This is a genomic window from Streptomyces sp. NPDC037013 (genome assembly GCF_055607265.1).
The window spans coordinates 465,857-487,280 of sequence record NZ_JBVJRV010000002.1 but is presented as its reverse complement, the minus strand read 5'-3'; the positions used below and the strand labels follow the sequence as shown (position 1 = coordinate 487,280).

Here is a 21,424-nt window from a genome sequence, read left to right as displayed (position 1 = left end):
GGTGGGTGGAGCGGAATCGGCGGGGTCGGCGGGCGTAGGGCGGTCTTTGCTTTTGGGGCGGCGCGGTCACACTCAGGGCCCCACCCGGGGGCCTCGCCTCGCTCACGTATCCGCCCGGCGGGCTCGTCGCCGGTCGATCGGGTGACCCTGTCGCCCTTGCAACATGGGGTGGGCCGGTCGTGGCTAGGCATCCTGTTATGAGATTCGAGACCCGGCACATGAAGTCCGGCACAGCCCGCGCCCGCCACCTCCGTCTCGTCGGCACCGTCTGTGCCATCGTGGCCTCGGCCGCCCTGGTCGCCGGCTGTGGGGACGACGACAGCCAGACGTCCGCCGCGTCCGCCTCCGGCGCGGCGCACTCCGCCCCGAAGGAGGAGCCCACCTCTGCCGGCGCCTCCGACAGCGGCTCCCTCACCCAGGACCAGCGCGAGCGCAAGCAGCTCCTCGGCGCCACCAAAATCACCTACGACAAGGCCGCCGCCACCGCCCTGGACAAGGTCTCGGGCGGCAAGCTGACCGAACTCGACCTGGAAGGCATGGACGACGACGATCACGACGGTGACGGCGATGACGACGACACCAGCGCTTCGCCCAGCGCCAGCGGGAGTCCCAGCGGCAGTGCCAGTCCCAGCGGCCGTTCCGGTCCGCAGTGGGTCGCCGAGGTGGCCGAGAAGGACGGCACCGTCCAGAAGGTCCGCATCGACGCTGTCTCCGGCAAGGTGATCAGCTCCAACCCCGACAAGGACCAGGACGCCGACGACAAGCGCGAGACGGCCGACCGGCTCTCCCGCAGCAAGCAGACGGCACAGCAGGCCGCCAAGACGGCCACCGACAAGAAGCAGGGCACCGTCACCTCCGTCAGCCTGGACGGCAACGACAGCGGCGGCGTCATCTGGTCCGTCGACGTCGTCACCGACGACTGGAACAAGACCGACTTCGACATCGACGCCGTCAAGGGCGAGATCACCCGCGAGCACGTCGACCGCGACTAGCCAGTGGCCAGTAGCGACTAAGCGGCTAGCGGCTCCGGGCGACGGGGGTACGGGTAGGCGGTCCCCCGTACCCCCTCCCCCACTACGCCAACGCCCCCGTAACCCCCTCCACCGCCGCCACCAGCGCCCCCGTCCGTACGAACGTGTCCGCCGCCGCGAGGTCCGGTGCGAGGAAGCGGTCCGGGCCCGGGCCCTCTACGCCCGCCTTGCGGACCGCTTCGATGACCGCCCGGGTCGCGGGGGCCGGGGTGAGGCCCTCGCGGAGTTCGACCGCGCGTGTGGCGGCGTACAGCTCGATCGCGACGATGCGGGTGAGGTTGTCCACCGCGGTGCGCAGCTTGCGCGCCGCCGACCAGCCCATCGAGACGTGGTCCTCCTGCATGGCGGAGGAGGGGATCGAGTCGGCCGAGGCCGGGACGGCGAGCCGCTTCATCTCGCTGACCAGCGCCGCCTGCGTGTACTGCGCGATCATCAGGCCGGAGTCCACGCCCGCGTCGTCCGCGAGGAACGGCGGCAGGCCGTGCGAGCGGTTCTTGTCGAGGAGCCGGTCGGTGCGGCGCTCGGCGATCGAGCCGAGGTCGGCGGCGGCGATGGCGAGGAAGTCCAGGACGTACGCGACCGGGGCGCCGTGGAAGTTGCCGTTGGACTCGACGCGTCCGTCGGGAAGGACGACGGGATTGTCGACGGCGGCGGCCAGTTCGCGCTCGGCGACCAGGCGCGCGTGCGCCATCGTGTCCCGGCCCGCGCCCGCGACCTGCGGGGCGCAGCGCACCGAGTACGCGTCCTGTACGCGCGGCGCGTCGTCCTGGTGGTGGCCGGTGAGGCCCGAGCCGTCGAGGACGGCGAGCATGTTGGCGGCGGACGCGGCCTGGCCGGGGTGCGGCCGGATGGCATGCAGCTCGGGGGCGAGGACCTTGTCGGTGCCGAGCAGCGCCTCCAGCGTCAGCGCGGCAGTGATGTCCGCCGACTTGTAGAGGTTGTCCAGGTCGGCGAGGGCCATGACCAGCATGCCGAGCATGCCGTCGGTGCCGTTGAGGAGGGCGAGGCCCTCCTTCTCGCGGAGCTCGACGGGGGTGATGCCGTGCGCGGCGAGCAGTTCGCCCGCGGGCTTCAGCTCACCGTCGGGGCCCTCCGCGTCGCCCTCGCCCATCAGGGTCAGCGCACAGTGGCTGAGCGGCGCGAGGTCGCCGGAGCAGCCCAGCGAGCCGTACTCGTGGACGACCGGGGTGATGCCCGCGTTGAGGACGTCGGCCATGGTCTGCGCGACCTCGGGGCGCACGCCCGTGTGGCCGGAGCAGACCGTCTTCAGGCGCAGGAACATCAGCGCGCGGACCACCTCGCGCTCGACGCGCGGGCCCATGCCGGCGGCGTGCGAGCGGACGATGTTGCGCTGCAGCTGGGCGCGGAGGTCGGGGCCGATGTGGCGGCTGGCCAGGGCGCCGAAGCCGGTGGAGACGCCGTACACCGGGTCGGGCTTGGCGGCGAGCGCGTCGACGATCTCGCGGGAGGCGGCGAGGGCGTCCAGCGCCTCGGCCGTCAGTTCGATCCGTGCGTTCCCGCGTGCGACGGCGACGACGTCCGCCGCGGTCGTCCCGGAGGTCCCAAGGGCCACGGTGCCCACGCTGTGCATATCCATATTCAGCAGCGTACGGATTGAATCGCCGGGTGTCACGGGTGGGTTTGCTCCGGGCCACTTACACCCGGCCCCGACCCCAACCCATCGACATCACCCGCCCCACCCGCCCCACTCGCTCCCCGCCCTCCCTGCCCGCCCCGCCCCCGGAACTTCCGCCGCTCCCCCGCCCCCGGCGTCTCCGACGGCGGCGCGTCGGCGAGGCGGATCACCGGGTCGTTCTCCGGGCCGCGCTCCGGGTCGTACTCCCCCTGGCGGGCGCCCTCGCGCCCCGCCACCACCGGCTTCGCCGCGCGGGCGGCCTTCGCGCGGTACTGCGCCGCGTCGGCGAGGCGGAAGAGGCGGCGGGCCGAGCGCACCGGACCGATCGGGTCCCCGGTCGAGGCGACACCGCACGCTACGCCGTCGCCCAGCTCCAACTCGGCGGCGCGTACGCAGAGTTCGTCGGCGACCCGGACCACCTCGTCGGCGGTGGGCCCCACGGAGAGGAGGCAGAACTCGTCGCCGCCGAGCCGCGCCGCCAGCGTGCCCGGCAGCATCGCGCCGCAGAGGGAGAGGACCGAGCCGAAGCGTTCCAGGAGGCGGTCGCCGACGGCATGGCCCCGGGTGTCGTTGACCCGCTTGAGCCCGTTCACGTCGCAGACGGCCAGGCTCACCACGGTGCCCTCCGCGAGGTGCCGTTCCACCGCCGCGTCGAGCCGGAGGTCGACGGCGCGGCGGTTGGCGAGGCCGGTCAGCGCGTCCGTGAAGGCGAGCCGGCGGGCCTCCTCCAGGCGTTCGGTCTGCGCGATCCCGGCGGCGACCACCGCGGCGAGGACCGTCGCGAAGTCGGCGTCGCCCCGGTCGAAGACGGGCGCGCCGGGTGAGCGGGCCACGTACAGCTCGCCCCAGGCGCGGCCGTGCAGCACGATCGGCGCGATCACGCAGCAGCCGCGGCCGCGGCGCCGCAGCGCGGCCACCCGCTGGTGGCAGTAGCCGGCCGTACGGGCGCCCGCGGGGCCGTCGGCCGTCTCGACCCAGGCGTGCGGCTCGCCGCCGCCGGCCCAGTGTTCGTGCAGGAACTCGGCGATCTCCGGGAACTGGTGGACGGGGTACGCCTCGTTCTCCGGGAACTCCTCCTCCCCCCGGACGCGTTGGCCCGCGTTCACCAGGACCCGCAGCCGGCCCATGTCCCGCTCCCATACGGACAGCGCCGCGAAGTCCCCGGTCAGCGCGCGGCAGGTGCCGACGGCGGCCGCCCGCCAGGACTCACGCGGGGTGTGCGCCGCGGCCATTCCCTGCGCCAGCTCCACCACGGCCCGCAGCCGGACATCCTCTCCCATTTGCCCAGGTTAGGAGGTTTGCCGCATTTTGGAACTTCGGGACATGTCGTGGGACCCGTACGACGGACCCCGGATACGTGGCGCGAGGCCCGTACTACGGACCCCGATACATGTCACATGCCGTAGACCCGTACGACCCCGTCACTCACCGGGCCACTGCGGCTTGCGCTTCTCGTTGAAGGCCGCGACGCCCTCCGCCCGGTCGTCCGAGAACGCCACCGTGCGCCACGCCGCGTCCTCGACCTCCAGGCCGGCCCGCAGGTCGAGGCCGTGCCCGAGCCGCAGGGCACGCTTGGCCGCGCGCAGGCCGACGGGAGAGTTGGCGGCGATGCGGACGCCGAGCGCGAGCGCCTCCGTACGGGCCTCGCCCTCCCCCACGAGGAGGTCGACCAGGCCCAACTCCCGTGCCTCGGCGGCCTCCACGCGCCGCGCCGTGAAGATCAGCTCGGCGGCGCGGGCGGCCCCCACGCGGCGCGGCAGGAGCTGGGTGCCGCCACCGCCCGGGATGACGCCGACGGAGACCTCGGGGAGGCCGACGACCGCGGTGGAGTCGGCGACGATCATGTCGCAGGCGAGCGCGAGCTCGAAGCCGCCGCCGAGCGCGAAGCCGTGGACGGCGGCGACGGTGGGCATGGGCAGCTCGAGGACGCCGGTGTACGAGGCGCGGGTGGTGGGGCGCTGGCGGCGCAGCTCGGCGTCGCTGAAGGAGTTGCGCTCCTTGAGGTCGGCGCCCACGCAGAAGGCGCGCTCGTGGGTGGAGGTCAGGACGACGACGCGGGCGTCCCGGTCCTCGGTCAGGGCGGCGCAGGCGGCGGTGAGGGAGCGGGCCATCTCCGTGGAGACGGCGTTCATCGCCTTGGGCCGGTCAAGGACGAGCTCGACGACGTGGTCGTGCCGCCTGACCGCCACGTACTCCCCGTACCGCTGCTCGTCACCCATGACGCCTCGCTCCTCCACCTCGCGGTTAACGACCGTTACCCGGCGATCATGTCAGCCGGACCCGGGCACGGGGAAGGGGGCGGGGAGGGGGCGCGGGGAAGGGGGCCGGGCTCAGCCCCGGCGGGCCAGCAGCCACGGTTCGACGACGCCGAGCCCGCGCACGGGGCGCTGCCACATCGGCTGGAGGGCGAAACGGTACGAGGGCGGCTCCTGGCCCTCCTTCTCCGCGCGCGCGGCCTCCTCGGCGGCTTCCGCCTCCGAGGCGGGCGCCTCGCCCATCCGCGTCAGCTCCTCGGCGAGCGCGCCGTCGACGAGGACGGCGTCCCTGGGCGCTATCGACGTGAGGCGGCTCGCGAGGTTCACGGTGGTGCCGAAGACGTCGCCCATCCGGGTCGTCACGGTTCCGAAGGCGATGCCGACGCGCAGCTCGGGCATCGTCTCGTCGTTGGCCATGGTCTCGATGAGGCGCAGCGCGATCTCCGCGGCGACGCCCGCGTCGTCGGCGGCGTAGAGCACCTCGTCGCCGAGGGTCTTGATCAGCCGGCCGCCGTGCGCGGCGACCAGGTCGGCGGCGGTGGTCTCGAAGGCCTCGACGAGTTCGCCGAGCTCCTCCTCCTCCATGCGCCGGGTCAGCCGGGTGAAGCCGACGAGGTCGGCGAAGCCGACGGCGAGCCGCCGGTCGACCATCTCCTCGTCGTCCGCGGCCTGCACGACGCGGCCGGTGGCGGCGGCGAGCTGGCGCCGCCAGACGTAGACGAGGAACTCCTCCAGCTCGGGCAGGAGCAGCTCGATCAGGGGGTACGTGACCTCGGTGCGGGTCATGCCGGGCTCGGGCGGCTCGGTGAGGCCCTCCAGGAAGGAGTCGATCTGCCACTCGGCGAGCCGCGCGGTGGTCTGTCCGGTGGACCGCGCCACCTGCACGGCCATGGCCTCGCTGAGCAGGCCCGCCTCGACGAGACCGGCGAGCCGGCGCAGGGCCAGCACGTCCGCCTCGGTCAGCGCCTTGGCCTGGCCGATGTCGGGGAAGCCCATGGCCCGCCAGAAGCGGGAGGCCAGCTCCATGGAGACGCCCGCGCTGCGGGCGGCCTGGAAGGGGGTGTAGCGGCGGTCGGCACCGAGGATGAGCTGCTCGAGACGGAGAGCGAGCGGATCACGCTCGGCCTCCCCGTCACCGTCGACTTCGGGCACGCCGGGGGCTGCCGCGCCACCGGGGCCGCCGGACCCGCCGGGGGCTCGGGAATCGCCGGACGCGCCGGAGCCGCCGGGGACACCGTGAGCTCGGGAATCGCCGGACCTGCCGGACCCACCGGGGACACCGTGAGCTGGGGAATCGCCGGACCCATCGGACCCGCCAGAGACGCCGTGAGCTCGGGAATCGCCGGACCCACCGGACCCGCCAGAGACGCCGTGAGCCCGGGAATCGCCGGACCCGCCGGACCCGCCGGAGACCTCAGGAGCCCCGCCCCGGTCTGCCCCGCCCGAGACGCCCTCACGTCCGCCGCCCTCGCGGCCTCTCGGGCCCTCGCCGCCCGTGCCGTCCACATGCGCGGCGCCAGCTCCGACGGCCCCGGCCGACCCGGCGCTACGACCGGCCCCACCAGACCCAGCGGCCCCACCAGCCCCAGCACCCCCCACAGCCCCAGCGCCCCAGCCGGACCCGTCGTCGGGGGCGGGGTGTGCGCCCTCGCCGGAGCCCGTGTCGTCGACGGTCACGCCTGCTGCCCTTCCGATCTGCCGCGGTCAGGTATCGACCGGCGTCAACTTTACGGCAGGTGTGCCGCAGCTCACTCCCGACTCCCGCGACCGGCTTATTGACCCGGCCGGAAGTCCATGGGTCGGACCGCCGGGGCGATCCTCACTCCGCGCCCCTCAAGTGCACGATGTCGCCCGCCCCCACCGGTTGCTGCACGCCCTCCTCGGTGGCCAGGACCAGGCGGCCGTCGCCGTCCACCGCGACCGCCTCGCCCACGATGGAGCGGTCGCCGGGGAGCTCCGCGCGGACCCGGCGGCCGAGCGTGGCGCAGCCGGCGGCGTAGGCCTCCTGGAGCCGGCAGGCGCCCGGGTCGCCGCCCGCGGTGCGCCATTCCCCGTACCACTCCTCCAGGGAGCGCAGCACGGCCCGCAGCAGCGTGTCGCGGTCGGTGGTCCCCGCGCCGGCGAGGGCGAGGGAGCCCGCCGTGGGTACCGGCAGCTCGTCCTCGCGGAGGGTGACGTTGATGCCGACGCCGATGACGACACCGCCGCCGGACGCGGAGCCCGCACGCTCCGCGAGGATGCCGCCGGCCTTGCGCTCCTCGCCGCCGACGGTCACCAGGAGGTCGTTGGGCCACTTGAGTGCGGTGTCCACGCCGGCCACCCGGGAGAGCCCGGTGGCGACGGCGACCCCGGTGAGCAGCGGCAGCCACCCCCACCGCTCGACCGGCACCTCGTCGGGCTTGAGCAGGAAGGAGAAGAAGAGGCCGGAGCGGGCGGGCGCCGACCACTGGCGGTCGAGGCGGCCGCGTCCCGCGCTCTGCTCCTCGGCGACGAGCACCGCGCCCTCGGGGAGCTCGTCGGCGCGCGCCGCGAGGTCGGAATTGGTGGAGCCGGTGGCCGGCACCACGTCCAGGGAGGACCACAGGCCGCCGTCCCGCAGCAGGGCCCGCCGCAGGGAGGCGGCGCCGAGCGGCGGCCTTTCGAGGTCGGACCAGCGATTGTCTTCAGCATCTGACGGCGTCATGCAAGCCACCTTAGGTGTGGTAAACGCCGCACTGCCGAACGGTATGCGCGCCGATACGCTACGGGTCAGTAGCCAGCCGCACAGCCGTAGACAAGCCCCTTTGAGCAGGCAGGGAGCCGCATCCCGATGTCCGAGCCGGAAGAGCCCAACGTGCCCGCGTCAGACCGCAGCGCCGATGACGGCGCCATCGACATCCATACGACCGCGGGAAAGCTCGCCGACCTGCAGCGCCGCATCGAGGAGGCCAAGCACGCCGGTTCGGCCCGCGCGGTCGAGAAGCAGCACGCCAAGGGGAAGCTGACGGCCCGCGAGCGGATTGAACTCCTGCTCGACGAGGGCTCCTTCGTGGAGCTCGACGAGTTCGCCCAGCACCGTTCGACCAACTTCGGCCTGGAGAAGAACCGGCCGTACGGCGACGGCGTGGTGACCGGTTACGGCACGGTCGACGGCCGCCCGGTCGCCGTGTTCTCGCAGGACTTCACCGTCTTCGGCGGTGCGCTCGGCGAGGTCTTCGGCCAGAAGATCGTCAAGGTCATGGACTTCGCGCTGAAGACCGGCTGCCCGGTCATCGGCATCAACGACTCCGGCGGCGCCCGCATCCAGGAGGGCGTCATGGCCCTCGGGATGTACGGCGAGATCTTCCGCCGCAACACGCACGCCTCCGGGGTGATCCCGCAGATCAGCCTGATCGTGGGCCCCTGTGCGGGCGGCGCGGTCTACTCCCCCGCCATCACCGACTTCACCGTCATGGTCGACCAGACCTCGCACATGTTCATCACCGGACCCGACGTCATCAAGACCGTCACCGGCGAGGACGTCGGCTTCGAGGAGCTGGGCGGCGCCCGTACGCACAACTCCGCCTCGGGTGTGGCGCACCACATGGCGGGTGACGAGAAGGACGCGATCGAGTACGTCAAGTCCCTGCTGTCCTACCTGCCTTCGAACAACCTGAGCGAGCCGCCGGCCTTCCCCGAGGAGGCCGATCTGGCGCCGACGGAGGAGGATCTGGCGCTCGACACGCTGATCCCGGACAGCGCCAACCAGCCGTACGACATGCACGGTGTCATCGAACACGTCCTGGACGACGGGGAATTCTTCGAGACGCAGGCGCTGTTCGCGCCGAACATCCTCACCGGTTTCGGCCGGGTCGAGGGGCATCCGGTGGGCATCGTCGCCAACCAGCCGACGCAGTTCGCCGGCTGTCTGAACATCGACGCGTCCGAAAAGGGCGCCCGCTTCGTCCGCACCTGCGACGCGTTCAACATCCCGGTCATCACGTTCGTGGACGTGCCGGGCTTCCTGCCGGGTGTCGAGCAGGAGCACACGGGCATCATCCGCCGCGGCGCCAAGCTCATCTACGCGTACGCGGAGGCCACGGTCCCGCTGATCACCGTCATCACGCGCAAGGCCTTCGGCGGCGCGTACGACGTGATGGGCTCCAAGCACCTGGGCGCCGACCTGAACCTGGCGTGGCCGACCGCGCAGATCGCGGTGATGGGCGCGCAGGGCGCGGTGAACGTGCTGCACCGCCGCACCATCGCGGCGGCCGGTGACGAGGCGGCCCAGGAGGAGACCCGGGCGCGGCTGATCCAGGAGTACGAGGACGCCCTGCTCAACCCGTACACGGCGGCCGAGCGCGGCTACATCGACGCGGTGATCATGCCGTCGGAAACCCGGTCGCACCTGGTGCGCGGGCTGCGTCAGCTGCGGACGAAGCGGGAATCCCTGCCCCCGAAGAAGCACGGCAACATCCCCCTGTAAGCCGCGATCACGTAAGGAGCCCTCATGATCAAGGTCGTACGGGGCAATCCGACCCCGGAGGAGCTCGCCGCCGCCCTTGCGGTGGTCCAGGCGCGCGCCGCGGCGGTGGCCGGCCACCCGTCCGGCGCGCCGGTGCCGCCCGACTCGTGGGCCGACCCCGCGCGGGTGGCCCGCCACCGGCTGCCCGCGCCCTCGCCCACCGCGTGGGGCCGCACCTACTGGCCCGGCTAGGCGTCCCGTCCGGGCGGTCCGGGGAAGTTGAGTACGCGTACTCAGGCGTCCCGGTCCGCCCGGTCGCAGTATCGAATGCATGCTGTGGTCGGACCCGGAGAACAACCCGCCGAAGGACATGCGGGACCTGCAGGCGAAGATGCGCCGTGCGGGCCTTTTCCTCGCCCTGGCCATGGTCGTGGCGATGTTCGTGCTGGGCATCCACTAGCGCCCTCGCCTCACGCCCCCGCCGGGGACGGCGCTCGCTACCCTGGCCGCATGAGTGATCAGCCCCGCCGTCTCGTCCTCGCCTCCCAGTCACCGGCCCGCCTCGGTCTGCTCCGGCAGGCCGGACTCGCCCCCGAGGTGATCGTCAGCGGCGTCGACGAGGACAAGGTGTCCGCGCCGACCCCCGCCGAGCTCGCCCTCGCCCTCGCCGAGGCCAAGGCGTCCGTGGTCGCCGCACGGCCGGACGCCAAAGGCGCGCTGGTCATCGGCTGCGACTCGGTCCTGGAGCTCGACGGGCAGGCGCTCGGCAAGCCGGCCGACGCCGAGGAGGCCACCGCGCGCTGGAAGGCCATGCGCGGCCGCGCGGGCGTCCTGCAGACCGGCCACTGCGTCCACGACACCGTCTCCGGGCGGTACGCGTCGGCGACGGCGTCGACCGTGGTCCGCTTCGGCGAGCCCTCCGACGACGAGGTCGCCGCGTACGTCGCGAGCGGCGAACCGCTGCACGTGGCGGGGGCGTTCACGCTGGACGGCCGGTCGGCGCCGTTCATCGAGGGCATCGAGGGCGACCACGGCAACGTCATCGGCCTCTCGCTGCCGCTGCTGCGCCGGCTCCTGTCCGAACTGGGCGTCGGCATCACCGAGTTGTGGCAGCGCTAGGGCGTGTCCGCGAGGTCCCGTCCGGCCCGCGACGCCCGGCAGCGCGCTCGCCGCGTTGTCGGGCCCGCCCGAGTACGCCCGGCACGAGGGCGACCCTCCGCCCTGCGATCGCACGCACCAGACGCCGCGGGCCACGCCCTTCGGGCGAACAACGCTTCAGGTCAATACACCTAGGGCCTGCCGCCCGGTTCAGGCGGGCTGTGGGGCGCCGGTTTCGGGCGCTCCGCCGTCCGCCACTGCGCCGTCCCGCTGCGCCTTCTTCTCGTACGCCACGAGCGGCAGCACGATCAGGCCGAGCACGGCCATCATGAAGACGAACGCGGCCCAGCCCACCAGGCCGACGCAGAAGGCGCCGAGCAGGCCGTGGACGACCGCGCAGCTGATCAGCAGGATGCGTCCGAAGGTGCCGGGGGCGCGGTCGCGGGCGGCGGTGCGGGCCAGGACGACCGCGCAGAGCGCGAGGTAGCCGCCGAAGAGAAGGCCGGCGATCCAGGTCGACACGGTCATCGCGTGCGGGTCGAGGCCGGCCAGGGACATGTCCTGCTTGTCGACGACGAGGCCGAGGAACCAGTTGAGGAGCGCGATCCCGAGCGCCTCCGCGAGAAGAACGATCGCGCCCACCCAGGCCACCGGTCTGCGCGCCACGGCGCCCCACCCTCTTTCCGCTGCTGTTACCCCTAGTACGTCGATCCACCGCGCACGCTACTAACCGGTAAACCTCGGGACAAGAGGTGTGCCGCAGGCAAAGAATCATTGGGCCATTCGTAGGGACTCCACAAAGAAAGCCGCACCGGCGCAGCACGGGCGCACAGAGACCTTGACCACACCGGAGGGCTACGCTGCCGTGGAGGGACCCTGCGTACCGCGGTGCGACAAGGGATTTCGCGGACCTAGCCGGCCTCGAGTCACACTCCGTGTGGGCAAGCTCACCATTGGGGACGGGTCGTAAGCCCGTGTCGGCAGTCCCTAAACTCGGCTTGTTTCAAGGAGGGAGCCATCGTGCGCAAGGTGCTCATCGCCAACCGTGGCGAAATCGCTGTCCGCGTTGCCCGGGCATGCCGGGACGCAGGGATCGCGAGCGTAGCCGTCTACGCAGACCCGGACCGGGACGCTCTGCATGTACGGGCAGCCGATGAGGCGTTCGCGCTGGGCGGTGACACTCCGGCCACCAGCTACCTGGACATCTCCAAGGTGCTGGCCGCGGCCAAGGACGCGGGGGCGGACGCCATCCACCCCGGTTACGGCTTCCTTTCGGAGAACGCCGACTTCGCGCAGGCCGTCATCGACGCGGGCCTGAACTGGATCGGCCCGCCGCCGCAGGCCATCCGCGACCTGGGCGACAAGGTCGCCGCACGGCACATCGCGCAGCGCGCCGGTGCCCCGCTGGTCGCGGGCACGCCCGACCCGGTCTCCGGCGCCGACGAGGTCGTCGCCTTCGCCGAGGAGAACGGCCTGCCGATCGCGATCAAGGCGGCGTTCGGCGGCGGCGGCCGCGGCCTGAAGGTCGCCCGCACCCTCGAAGAGGTCCCGGAGCTGTACGACTCCGCGGTGCGCGAGGCCGTGGCGGCCTTCGGCCGCGGCGAGTGCTTCGTCGAGCGCTACCTCGACAAGCCGCGGCACGTGGAGACCCAGTGCCTGGCGGACAAGCACGGCAACGTGGTCGTCGTCTCGACCCGTGACTGCTCGCTGCAGCGCCGCCACCAGAAGCTCGTCGAGGAGGCCCCTGCGCCGTTCCTCTCCGACGCCCAGGTCGAGCAGTTGTACAGCGCCTCCAAGGCGATCCTCAAGGAGGCCGGCTACGTCGGCGCGGGCACCGTCGAGTTCCTCGTCGGCAACGACGGGACGATCTCCTTCCTGGAGGTCAACACCCGTCTGCAGGTGGAGCACCCGGTCACCGAAGAGGTCGCCGGCATCGACCTGGTCCGCGAGATGTTCCGCATCGCCGACGGCGAGGAGCTCGGCTACGGCGACCCCGAACTGCGCGGCCACTCCTTCGAGTTCCGCATCAACGGCGAGGACCCGGGCCGCAACTTCCTGCCCGCGCCCGGCACCGTCACCACGTTCACGCCCCCGTCGGGCCCCGGTGTCCGCCTGGACGCGGGCGTGGAGTCCGGCTCGGTCATCGGCCCGGCCTGGGACTCGCTCCTGGCCAAGCTGATCGTCACCGGTGCCACCCGCGAGCAGGCGCTGCAGCGTGCCGCCCGCGCGCTGGACGAGTTCACCGTCGAGGGCATGGCCACCGCCATCCCCTTCCACCGTGCCGTCGTCAGGGACCCCGCGTTCGCCCCCGAACTGACCGGCTCCGCCGACCCGTTCACGGTCCACACCCGCTGGATCGAGACCGAGTTCGTCAACGAGATCCCGCCGTTCACGGCCGCCGCGGACACCGAGACGGACGAGGAGCCGGGCCGCGAGACGGTCGTCGTCGAGGTCGGCGGCAAGCGCCTGGAGGTCTCGCTGCCGTCCTCGCTGGGCATGACGATCGCGCGCACCGCGGCGGCGGGCGGCGCCCGCCCCAAGCGGCGCGCGGCCAAGAAGTCCGGCCCCGCCGCCTCCGGTGACACCCTCGCCTCGCCCATGCAGGGCACGATCGTCAAGGTCGCGGTCGAGGAGGGCCAGGAGGTCAACGAGGGCGACCTGGTCGTCGTCCTCGAGGCCATGAAGATGGAACAGCCCCTGAACGCGCACCGCTCGGGCACCATCAAGGGCCTCACCGCGGAGGTCGGCGCGAGCCTGACCTCCGGCGCGGTCATCTGCGAGATCAAGGACTGACCCCGCACGGCCCGGTGGACCACCGGGCCAACGAGTTCACCCCGCGACGCCGGGCCCGCTGGGCCTCCAGCCGGCCCGGCGTTCGCGTGCGGGGGCTCGGATGGGCCCGCGCGGGCCGGACCGCGCAACCGAGCCGCTCCTCCCCCGCGTCCCTCTCCCCGTAGAACCGAAGACCACGGGGGGACTTCAGTGACACGCACGGGGGACTTACTCGGACTGCTCGCCGCGGCGGGCGTCAGCACGGCCTGCGGCTGGTTCGCGGTCACCGCGGACACCGGACAGCGTTACGAGGCGGGGCTCGTCCTGGGGCTGACCGTGGGCCTCTCCGTGGCGCTGCTGCGCCGCTTCACCGGGCTGCCGATGGGACGGCGACGCCCCTACACCTTCGCGCTGCCGCTGCCCGCGCCCGACTGGCGCGCCCCGGTCCCTGACCCGGGCTGCGACCCCGAGGCGCTGCGCCCGCACGCCGAGGAGCGCGCCGGACTGCTCAGCGACGCGGCGGCGCTCGGCGACTCCCTGCGCCACACCTGCGCGCTCTCGCCGCAACTCCGCACGGAACTGGCCTCGTTCGCCGTCACCGCGGCCATCCAGGCGAGCAACTCGGTGATCCGCCCGGTCTGCGACGGGCCGCAGAGCCCCGACCCCGCCTACGACGCCGCGCGGGCCCTCGGGGAGCTGGTGGCGGCGGTCGAGTTCAGCCGGATCGGGCTGCGCGCTCTCGAGGCGCTGGCGACGGAGCGGCCGCTGCGGCCCGACCCGCCCTGCTACTTCAACCCGCTGCACGAGCGCGGCCACGCGCGCGTGGCGCTGCCCGGCGCCGGTGCTGACGGCGCCGGGGCCGCCCACGAGGTCGCCGTCTGCGATGGCTGCGCGCGGCGGCCCGTGCCGCTCCTGGTGCCCTCGGCGGCCGGCCCGGTGCCGTACCACGAGAGCGATGCCGTCGACATCCGCTGGCGGCTGCTCGGTTACGGCGCGGTGGTCCCGGACAACGGCGCCACGATGATCGACACGGCCCGTGACGGCTTCGCTTCCGTCCGGGCTCGGGACACGACGCGAAGCGTCAGCGTACGAAGGTGAGTTGATGATCATGGGTGAACTGGTCACCGGTGTGCTGACCGGAGCGCTCGTCGGCACCTGCGTCACGTATCCGCTGGTCCTGTGGCTGACCCGGAACCTGCGCGGCGGCGCCCTGCCCCCGCACCGGCGCGAGCGCAGGGCCCGGGCGGAACTGGATGCCTTCTTCGCCCGCGAGGCGCCCTGAGCGCCCCCGCGCCGACCCGCGCACCAGCCCGTTCGCCGTCCCTGCGCCGCCCGTACGCCGCCCGCCCTCGCCCCGGTGGCCGGGGCGGGCAGTGGCATCCTTGAGGTACGCGTACGTTCACGAAGGGTGCGGGGATGACGACCGGCATGGGCCAGCAGGCGAGAGCGCACCGGCAGGCGGCACAGTCGGCGCGTGCCATGCGGGCCGACGCCCGCCGCAACTACGACCGGCTGCTCGCCGAGGCGCGCTCCGCCTTCGCCGAGCACGGCACCGGCACCTCCCTGGAGGACGTGGCGCGGCGCGCCGGGGTCGGCATCGGCACGCTCTACCGGCACTTCCCCAACCGGCACGCGCTGATGAGCGCCGTCTGGGAGGACGCGGTCAGTGATCTGCTCGCGCGCTCGCACGCCCTGCTCGACGACCCCCAGCCCTGTGCGGCACTGGTGGCGTGGCTGCGGGCCATCATCACTCATGCGGGTGAGTACCGCGGCCTGTCGAGCGCGCTCATGTCGGCGTCGCAGGACGACACTTCGGCGCTGGCCCGGTGCAGCAAGCCCATGCGGGAGGCGGGCGCGGCGCTGCTCGCCCGGGCGCAGGAGGCGGGGGCCGTGCGCCCCGACGTCTCCATCTCGGACCTGCTGCAGCTGACCAACGCGATCTCGCTGGCGGCCGAGGAGACCCCGGACGACCCGGAGTTGGCCGACCGCCTGCTCACGCTGACCCTGCGGGGCCTGAAGGCCGACGGGCAGACGGCGGCGTGACGGCCGCGCCGTCCCACCGGCCGTCCGGCTCAGCGGCGGCGCAGGTCCGCGACGCGCGCCGCCCGCTCCCCGGGCGGCTGCTCCCCGAGGATCGCGCTGCGCAGCTGCTGCCCCGGGCCCGCGCCGTGCGTGCGCCGCTGCCCCGGCAGGGGCACGTCCCGGCGTGACTGGCGCCCGGTCTGGACGGAGTCGCCTCCGGGGCCGGCACCGGGTCCCGCGGCGCCGCCCGCGACCGCGATCTGCACGCCCTGGTCGGCCAGGGCCTGCAGCTCCGTGGCCGCGCGGTCGTCGTGCCCCGGCGGTTCGTCGGTGACCAGGCGTGTGATGACGTCCGTCGGCACGGTCTGGAACATCGTGTCCGTGCCGAGCTTGGTGTGGTCGGCGAGGACCACCACCTCGGCCGCCGCCTGGACCAGCGCCCGGTCCACGCTCGCGGAGAGCATGTTGGACGTGGAGAGGCCGCGCTCCGCGGTCAGACCGCTGCCCGAGAGGAAGGCGCGCGTCACCCGCAGCCCCTGGAGGGACTGCTCGGCGCCGCTGCCCACGAGCGCGTAGTTCGAGCCGCGCAGGGTGCCGCCGGTCATGACGACTTCGACGCGGTTGGCGTGGGCCAGCGCCTGTGCCACCAGCAGGGAGTTGGTGACGACGGTCAGGCCGGGCACCCGCGCGAGCCGGCGGGCCAGCTCCTGCGTGGTCGTACCCGCCCCGACGACGATGGCTTCGCCCTCTTCGACGAGACCCGCCGCGAGATCGGCGATGGCCGTCTTCTCGGCGGTCGCGAGATGTGATTTCTGCGGAAAGCCGGACTCCCGCGTGAATCCGCCCGGCAATACCGCACCGCCATGTCGGCGGTCGAGGAGTCCTTCTGCCTCCAGCGCGCGCACGTCCCGCCGTACGGTCACTTCGGAGGTCTGGACGACGCGGGCGAGCTCACGGAGCGATACCGCCCCGTTGGCCCGCACCATTTCGAGGATCAATTGGCGACGTTCTGCAGCGAACACGAAACTGACAGTAACCCCAACGACCGTCTGCTTTCAGCAGTTTGCGCCGAATTACAGAAGTTGTTCGCACGGCAGGGTGGAAAGTGGTATAGGTGCTTACCCGCCGCGCCTATGCCGCGCGAATGGGCGACAACACTCCGTGACCTGCGGAGAGTTGTTCCGGCCCGGCTTCCCGGATCAGGCCTCGCCCGCCGTCTTCCGCGTGTGGAGTTGACGCGCCACCTCGGCGATCGACCCCGAAAGCGATGGGTACACGGTGAACGCATTCGCGATCTGCTCGACCGTCAGATTGTTGTCGACCGCGATCGAGATCGGATGGATCAGCTCCGAGGCGCGCGGCGCAACGACCACACCGCCGACCACGATCCCCGTACCGGGACGGCAGAAGATCTTGACGAAACCGTCCCGGATCCCCTGCATCTTCGCGCGCGGATTGCGCAGCAGCGGCAGCTTCACGACACGGGCGTCGATCTTGCCCGCGTCCACGTCGGACTGGCTGTAGCCGACGGTCGCGATCTCCGGGTCGGTGAAGACGTTCGCCGAGACGGCCTTCAGGTTCAGCGGCTGCACCGCGTCGCCCAGGAAGTGGTACATCGCGATGCGCCCCTGCATGGCGGCGACGGAGGCGAGCGCGAAGATCCCGGTGACGTCGCCCGCGGCGTAGACGCCCGGGGCCGAGGTCCGCGACACCTTGTCGGTCCAGATGTGCCCGGAGTCCTTCAGCCTGACCCCGGCCTCCTCCAGGCCCATGCCGCTGCTGTTCGGGATGGCGCCGACGGCCATCAGGCAGTGCGTGCCGGAGATGACGCGGCCGTCGTCGAGCGTGACCTCGACCCGGTCCCCGACCCGCTTGGCGGAAGCGGCGCGGGAGCGGGACATGACGTTCATGCCGCGGCGGCGGAAGACGTCCTCCAGGACGGCGGCGGCGTCCGGGTCCTCGCCGGGCAGCACCCGGTCACGGCTGGACACCAGGGTGACGTTGGATCCGAGGGCCTGGTAGGCACCGGCGAACTCGGCGCCGGTGACACCCGAGCCGACCACGATGAGCTCCTCGGGCAGCTCGTCGAGGTCGTACACCTGGGTCCAGTTCAGGATCCGCTCGCCGTCGGGCTGGGCGTCCGGCACCTCACGCGGGTGACCGCCCGTCGCGATCAGCACGGCGTCGGCGACGAGGGTCTCCTCGCTCCCGTCGGCGGCGCGCACCACGACCTTCCGCGAGCCGTCGGTGTCCTGCTGCCCCTCCAGGCGGCCGCGGCCGCGCAGCACGCGCGCGCCCGCACGCGTGACGGACGCGGTGATGTCGTGGGACTGGGCGAGCGCGAGACGCTTCACACGGCGGTTGACCTTGCCGAGGTCCACACCCACCACGCGCGCGGGGGTGTCGATGTGCGGGGTGTCGTCGGCGACGATGATGCCGAGCTCTTCGTACGACGAGTCGAAGGTGGTCATCACCTCGGCCGTCGCGATCAGGGTCTTCGACGGGACGCAGTCGGTGAGCACCGACGCCCCGCCCAGACCGTCGCAGTCGACGACGGTCACCTCCGCGCCGAGCTGGGCGGCCACAAGAGCCGCCTCGTATCCGCCGGGTCCGCCGCCAATGATCACGATCCGAGTCACGTACTCCATTGTCCCGCACGCTTCAAGGTGGTCACGCGCCGGGGCCCTCCGTCCGTGGCACCGCCCCCTCGTCCGGGCGGTCCTTCCGGTACGTGAGGGGCGTACGTGATTGCTGCCGTACCCTCGACCACATGTCGCTCTACGCCGCGTACGCCGGCAATCTGGATCCGCGGCTCATGTCACGCCGCGCCCCGCACTCACCGCTGCGCGCGACCGGCTGGCTGAACGGCTGGCGGCTCACGTTCGGCGGGGAGCACATGGGCTGGGAAGGCGCGCTCGCCACGCTCGTCGAGGCGCCCCGCTCCCAGGTCTTCGTCACGCTCTACGACATCGCCCCCATGGACGAGGACTCCATGGACCGGTGGGAGGGCGTGGGCATGGACATCTACCGGCGCATGCGGGTGCGCGTCCACACGCTGGAGGGCGAGGAGCCCGCGTGGGTCTACGTCCTCAACGGCTACGAGGGCGGCCTGCCCTCCGCGCGCTACCTGGGCGAACTGGCCGACGCCGCGGAATCCGCCGGGGCACCCCACGACTACGTGATGGAACTGCGCAAGCGCCCCTGCTGAGGCCTGCCCGCCCGGGCGCGGGCGGGGACTCGTCGGAAACGACAAGACAACGATCGGATTCCCGTAAGCATCGTCATCTACGCGCGTAGGCCGGGAGCGGCTACTCTCGTCCGCGTGAACGCTTCAGTTATTCCGGACGACATCCAGGGCGACCCCTACGCCGCCGCCGACGCCGCCGCCGCGCGGCTCCGCGAGCTGACGGGCGCCGAGACCCACGACGTCGCCCTCGTGATGGGCTCCGGCTGGGCGCCGGCCGTCGAGGCACTCGGCGCGCCCGAGGCCGACTTCCCCGTCACCGAGCTGCCCGGCTTCCCGCCGCCGGCCGTCGAGGGCCACGGAGGACGCATCCGCTCCTTCAAGGTCGGTGACAAGCGCGCGCTGGTCTTCCTGGGCCGCACCCACTACTACGAGGGCCGTGGCGTGGCCGCCGTCTCGCACGGCGTCCGCACCGCCGTGGCCGCCGGCTGCAAGACCATCGTGCTGACCAACGGCTGCGGCGGTCTGCGCGAGGGCATGCGCCCCGGTCAGCCGGTGCTGATCAGCGACCACCTCAACCTCACGGCGACGTCGCCGATCATCGGCGCGAACTTCGTGGACCTCACGGACCTGTACTCGCCGCGGCTGCGCGCCCTGTGCAAGGAGATCGACCCCTCCCTGGAGGAGGGCGTCTACGCGCAGTTCCCCGGCCCGCACTACGAGACCCCCGCGGAGATCCGCATGGCCCGCACCATCGGTGCGGACCTGGTCGGCATGTCCACGGTCCTCGAGGCGATCGCCGCGCGCGAGGCGGGCGCGGAGGTGCTCGGCATCTCCCTGGTCACCAACCTCGCCGCGGGCATGACGGGCGAGCCCCTCAACCACGAGGAGGTCCTCCAGGCGGGCCGCGACAGCGCGACGCGCATGGGAGAGCTGCTCGGCAAGGTGCTCGGCCGCATCTGACCGGCAGGGACGCCCTGGACGGCGGCCTCGCGGGGCCGCCGTCCTCCCGGGCGTCCGGGGCCGTCCCGGGCGTCCGGGGCCGTTTCGGTTGCGTGGGTGGTCCCCGGGGACGCCGGGGCGGGGCCGCCGGGGTGGGAGTTTCTCCCCGCCGCTCTTCCCGCCGTCCCCCGCGGGTACGAACGACCCTGGCCGCCTCTGCCCCACCGAGCCGCCACCGCCCCACCCCCGACAAGCGCAGCCGCACACGCCCCCGTACACGAGAGCCCGTACACGAGAGGCTGAAGAACCCGTGCAGGACACCTCCGAACTCATCGCGCGCGCCCAGGCCTGGCTGGCCGAGGACCCGGACCCCGAGACCCGCGAGGAGCTGGCCAAGCTCATCGACGCCGAGGACACCGCCGAGCTGACCGCACGCTTCGCCGGCACGCTCCAGTTCGGCACCGCCGGCCTCCGCGGCGAACTCGGCGCTGGCCCCATGCGCATGAACCGCTCCGTGGTCATCCGCGCCGCCGCCGGACTCGCCGCGTACCTGAAGGCCACCGGCCAGACCGACGGCCCGGTCGTCATCGGCTACGACGCCCGCCACAAGTCCGCCGACTTCGCCCGCGACACCGCCGCGGTGATGACCGGCGCGGGCCTGCGCGCCGCCGTCCTCCCCCGCCCGCTGCCCACCCCCGTGCTCGCCTTCGCCATAAGGCACCTCGGCGCGGTCGCGGGCGTGGAGGTCACCGCCAGCCACAACCCCCCGCGGGACAACGGCTACAAGGTCTACCTCGGCGACGGCTCGCAGATCGTGCCGCCCGCGGACGCGGAGATCGCGGCGCAGATCGACGCCATCGCGAGCCTGCACGACGTACCCCGCCCCGAGACCGGCTGGGAAACCCTCTCCGAGGACGTCCTGGAGGCCTACCTGGCGCGTACGGACGCCGTCCTGGCCCCTGGCTCCCCCCGCACCGCGCGCGCCGTCTACACGGCGATGCACGGCGTCGGCAAGGAGACCCTCCTCGCCGCCTTCGCCCGTGCCGGCTTCCCCGAGCCCGTCCTCGTCGCCGAGCAGGCCGAGCCGGACCCGGACTTCCCGACGGTCGCGTTCCCGAACCCGGAGGAGCCGGGCGCGATGGACCTGTCCTTCGCGACGGCGTCCCGCACCACGCCCGCCCCGGACCTGATCATCGCCAACGACCCGGACGCGGACCGTTGCGCCGCCGCCGTCAAGGACGGCGGCGAGTGGCGGATGCTCCGCGGCGACGAGGTGGGCGCCCTGCTCGCCGCGCACCTGGTCGCCCGCGGCGCCCGCGGCACCTTCGCCGAGTCGATCGTCTCCTCGTCCCTCCTCGGCCGGATCGCCGAGAAGGCGGGCCTGCCGTACGAGGAGACCCTGACGGGCTTCAAGTGGATCGCCCGCGTGGACGGCCTGCGCTACGGCTACGAAGAGGCGCTCGGCTACTGCGTGGACCCCGAGGGCGTGCGCGACAAGGACGGCATCACCGCCGCGCTCCTCCTCACCGAGCTCGCGTCCGAGCTGAAGGAGGAGGGCCGCACCTTCCTCGACCTCCTCGACGACCTCGCCGTGGAGCACGGCCTGCACGCCACCGACCAGCTGTCGGTCCGCGTGGAGGACCTGTCCCTGATCGCCGCGGCGATGCGCCGTCTGCGCGAGCAGCCCCCCACGGAACTCGCCGGGCTGCCGGTGACGAAGGCCGAGGACCTGACGCGGGGCACGGAGACCCTGCCGCCCACGGACGGCCTGCGCTACACGCTCGACGGCGCCCGCGTCATCGTCCGCCCGAGCGGCACGGAGCCGAAGCTCAAGTGCTACCTGGAAGTGGTGGTCCCGGTGGCGGCCAAGGCCGACCTGCCCGCGGCCCGCGCCAAGGCGACCCAGACGCTCGCCACGATCAAGCGGGACCTGTCCGCCGCAGCGGGCATCTGACGCGTACGGCAGGACGAGCGGCCACACGGGCGGGGGAACCGGCGAGCGGATCGTGACCGCCGCCGGGGGCGGGCGGGCGACCGCCGCTCCCCCGCCGCCCGCCACCC

The 21,424-nt window shown here is 72.9% G+C and carries 20 protein-coding genes; 12 read left to right on the top strand and 8 right to left on the bottom strand.

The window, feature by feature from the left end:
• The first annotated feature begins 197 nt into the window (after positions 1-197).
• Complete coding sequence (locus ACZ7DY_RS07360; protein WP_471131189.1) at positions 198-992, top strand: PepSY domain-containing protein; 795 nt, start codon at positions 198-200, stop codon at positions 990-992.
• 82 nt (positions 993-1,074) lie between these two features.
• Here the strand turns inward: ACZ7DY_RS07360 and hutH are convergent, their stop codons facing one another.
• From hutH to ACZ7DY_RS07335, 5 genes are all read right to left on the bottom strand, one after another.
• A complete protein-coding gene (gene hutH, locus ACZ7DY_RS07355; protein WP_471132378.1) occupies positions 1,075-2,613 on the bottom strand; it encodes a histidine ammonia-lyase in 1,539 nt (512 codons plus the stop codon).
• 47 nt (positions 2,614-2,660) lie between these two features.
• Positions 2,661-3,947 carry a GGDEF domain-containing protein gene (locus ACZ7DY_RS07350; RefSeq protein ID WP_471131186.1) on the bottom strand — a complete coding sequence of 429 codons (1,287 nt, stop codon included), beginning with the start codon at positions 3,945-3,947 and terminating at the stop codon, positions 2,661-2,663.
• Positions 3,948-4,088: 141 nt separating this feature from the next.
• Positions 4,089-4,886: an enoyl-CoA hydratase/isomerase family protein gene (locus tag ACZ7DY_RS07345; RefSeq protein ID WP_471131183.1), complete on the bottom strand. Its 798-nt coding sequence runs from the start codon at positions 4,884-4,886 to the stop codon at positions 4,089-4,091.
• Positions 4,887-4,997: 111 nt separating this feature from the next.
• On the bottom strand, positions 4,998-6,074 hold the full coding sequence (locus ACZ7DY_RS07340) for an adenylate/guanylate cyclase domain-containing protein (protein WP_471131180.1): 1,077 nt from the start codon (positions 6,072-6,074) through the stop codon (positions 4,998-5,000).
• 667 nt (positions 6,075-6,741) lie between these two features.
• Positions 6,742-7,605 (bottom strand): biotin--[acetyl-CoA-carboxylase] ligase, encoded by an 864-nt coding sequence (locus tag ACZ7DY_RS07335; RefSeq protein ID WP_471131178.1) that lies wholly within the window; start codon positions 7,603-7,605, stop codon positions 6,742-6,744.
• A gap of 126 nt (positions 7,606-7,731) precedes the next feature.
• Between ACZ7DY_RS07335 and ACZ7DY_RS07330 the strand changes: the two genes are divergently transcribed.
• The 4 genes from ACZ7DY_RS07330 to ACZ7DY_RS07315 all read left to right on the top strand — a co-directional run bounded on the left by ACZ7DY_RS07330 (position 7,732) and on the right by ACZ7DY_RS07315 (position 10,464).
• Entirely contained in the window at positions 7,732-9,366 is a 1,635-nt protein-coding gene (locus tag ACZ7DY_RS07330; RefSeq protein ID WP_471131176.1) for an acyl-CoA carboxylase subunit beta, read from the top strand.
• 24 nt (positions 9,367-9,390) lie between these two features.
• Positions 9,391-9,597 carry an acyl-CoA carboxylase subunit epsilon gene (locus tag ACZ7DY_RS07325; protein WP_471131174.1) on the top strand — a complete coding sequence of 69 codons (207 nt, stop codon included), beginning with the start codon at positions 9,391-9,393 and terminating at the stop codon, positions 9,595-9,597.
• Between the two features lie 79 nt (positions 9,598-9,676).
• Complete coding sequence (gene mmpB / locus ACZ7DY_RS07320) at positions 9,677-9,805, top strand: morphogenic membrane protein MmpB (RefSeq protein WP_471131171.1); 129 nt, start codon at positions 9,677-9,679, stop codon at positions 9,803-9,805.
• Between the two features lie 50 nt (positions 9,806-9,855).
• Positions 9,856-10,464, top strand: a complete 609-nt coding sequence (locus ACZ7DY_RS07315; RefSeq protein ID WP_471131169.1) for a nucleoside triphosphate pyrophosphatase — start codon at positions 9,856-9,858, stop codon at positions 10,462-10,464.
• Between the two features lie 189 nt (positions 10,465-10,653).
• Here the strand turns inward: ACZ7DY_RS07315 and ACZ7DY_RS07310 are convergent, their stop codons facing one another.
• The gene (locus ACZ7DY_RS07310) at positions 10,654-11,109 is read right to left on the bottom strand and encodes a hypothetical protein (protein ID WP_471131166.1); all 456 of its coding nucleotides are present in this window, start codon (positions 11,107-11,109) and stop codon (positions 10,654-10,656) included.
• A gap of 354 nt (positions 11,110-11,463) precedes the next feature.
• Here ACZ7DY_RS07310 and ACZ7DY_RS07305 point away from each other — a divergent pair, with 354 nt between their 5' ends.
• The 4 genes from ACZ7DY_RS07305 to ACZ7DY_RS07290 all read left to right on the top strand — a co-directional run bounded on the left by ACZ7DY_RS07305 (position 11,464) and on the right by ACZ7DY_RS07290 (position 15,258).
• Positions 11,464-13,236: an acetyl/propionyl/methylcrotonyl-CoA carboxylase subunit alpha gene (locus ACZ7DY_RS07305; protein WP_471131163.1), complete on the top strand. Its 1,773-nt coding sequence runs from the start codon at positions 11,464-11,466 to the stop codon at positions 13,234-13,236.
• A gap of 189 nt (positions 13,237-13,425) precedes the next feature.
• The gene (locus ACZ7DY_RS07300; protein ID WP_471131160.1) at positions 13,426-14,313 is read left to right on the top strand and encodes a hypothetical protein; all 888 of its coding nucleotides are present in this window, start codon (positions 13,426-13,428) and stop codon (positions 14,311-14,313) included.
• A 4-nt stretch (positions 14,314-14,317) separates the two neighbouring features.
• Positions 14,318-14,497 (top strand): hypothetical protein, encoded by a 180-nt coding sequence (locus ACZ7DY_RS07295; protein ID WP_471131158.1) that lies wholly within the window; start codon positions 14,318-14,320, stop codon positions 14,495-14,497.
• A gap of 197 nt (positions 14,498-14,694) precedes the next feature.
• Positions 14,695-15,258, top strand: a complete 564-nt coding sequence (locus ACZ7DY_RS07290; RefSeq protein ID WP_471132375.1) for a TetR/AcrR family transcriptional regulator — start codon at positions 14,695-14,697, stop codon at positions 15,256-15,258.
• Positions 15,259-15,287: 29 nt separating this feature from the next.
• Here the strand turns inward: ACZ7DY_RS07290 and ACZ7DY_RS07285 are convergent, their stop codons facing one another.
• Entirely contained in the window at positions 15,288-16,259 is a 972-nt protein-coding gene (locus ACZ7DY_RS07285; protein ID WP_471131155.1) for a DeoR/GlpR family DNA-binding transcription regulator, read from the bottom strand.
• A 177-nt stretch (positions 16,260-16,436) separates the two neighbouring features.
• Complete coding sequence (locus ACZ7DY_RS07280; RefSeq protein ID WP_471131152.1) at positions 16,437-17,885, bottom strand: NAD(P)H-quinone dehydrogenase; 1,449 nt, start codon at positions 17,883-17,885, stop codon at positions 16,437-16,439.
• A gap of 122 nt (positions 17,886-18,007) precedes the next feature.
• Between ACZ7DY_RS07280 and ACZ7DY_RS07275 the strand changes: the two genes are divergently transcribed.
• The 3 genes from ACZ7DY_RS07275 (at position 18,008) to ACZ7DY_RS07265 (ending at position 21,317) form a co-directional block, all read left to right on the top strand.
• Entirely contained in the window at positions 18,008-18,445 is a 438-nt protein-coding gene (locus ACZ7DY_RS07275; RefSeq protein WP_471131149.1) for a gamma-glutamylcyclotransferase family protein, read from the top strand.
• A 114-nt stretch (positions 18,446-18,559) separates the two neighbouring features.
• The gene (locus tag ACZ7DY_RS07270) at positions 18,560-19,384 is read left to right on the top strand and encodes a purine-nucleoside phosphorylase (protein WP_471131146.1); all 825 of its coding nucleotides are present in this window, start codon (positions 18,560-18,562) and stop codon (positions 19,382-19,384) included.
• 289 nt (positions 19,385-19,673) lie between these two features.
• Positions 19,674-21,317 (top strand): phospho-sugar mutase, encoded by a 1,644-nt coding sequence (locus ACZ7DY_RS07265; protein WP_471131144.1) that lies wholly within the window; start codon positions 19,674-19,676, stop codon positions 21,315-21,317.
• Positions 21,318-21,424 lie beyond the last annotated feature (107 nt).

What these genes read in the sequence shown, in the direction of transcription:
- ACZ7DY_RS07315 (WP_471131169.1), top strand. Translation starts at nt 9,856, where the DNA reads ATGAGTGATCAGCCCCGCCGTCTCGTCCTCGCCTCCCAGTCACCGGCC.
- ACZ7DY_RS07275 (WP_471131149.1), top strand. Translation starts at nt 18,008, where the DNA reads ATGTCGCTCTACGCCGCGTACGCCGGCAATCTGGATCCGCGGCTCATG.
- ACZ7DY_RS07360 (WP_471131189.1), top strand. Translation starts at nt 198, where the DNA reads ATGAGATTCGAGACCCGGCACATGAAGTCCGGCACAGCCCGCGCCCGC.
- ACZ7DY_RS07280 (WP_471131152.1), bottom strand. Translation starts at nt 17,885, where the DNA reads ATGGAGTACGTGACTCGGATCGTGATCATTGGCGGCGGACCCGGCGGA.
- ACZ7DY_RS07325 (WP_471131174.1), top strand. Translation starts at nt 9,391, where the DNA reads ATGATCAAGGTCGTACGGGGCAATCCGACCCCGGAGGAGCTCGCCGCC.
- mmpB (WP_471131171.1), top strand. Translation starts at nt 9,677, where the DNA reads ATGCTGTGGTCGGACCCGGAGAACAACCCGCCGAAGGACATGCGGGAC.
- ACZ7DY_RS07335 (WP_471131178.1), bottom strand. Translation starts at nt 7,605, where the DNA reads ATGACGCCGTCAGATGCTGAAGACAATCGCTGGTCCGACCTCGAAAGG.
- ACZ7DY_RS07350 (WP_471131186.1), bottom strand. Translation starts at nt 3,947, where the DNA reads ATGGGAGAGGATGTCCGGCTGCGGGCCGTGGTGGAGCTGGCGCAGGGA.
- ACZ7DY_RS07290 (WP_471132375.1), top strand. Translation starts at nt 14,695, where the DNA reads ATGCGGGCCGACGCCCGCCGCAACTACGACCGGCTGCTCGCCGAGGCG.
- ACZ7DY_RS07330 (WP_471131176.1), top strand. Translation starts at nt 7,732, where the DNA reads ATGTCCGAGCCGGAAGAGCCCAACGTGCCCGCGTCAGACCGCAGCGCC.
- ACZ7DY_RS07295 (WP_471131158.1), top strand. Translation starts at nt 14,318, where the DNA reads ATGATCATGGGTGAACTGGTCACCGGTGTGCTGACCGGAGCGCTCGTC.
- ACZ7DY_RS07345 (WP_471131183.1), bottom strand. Translation starts at nt 4,886, where the DNA reads ATGGGTGACGAGCAGCGGTACGGGGAGTACGTGGCGGTCAGGCGGCAC.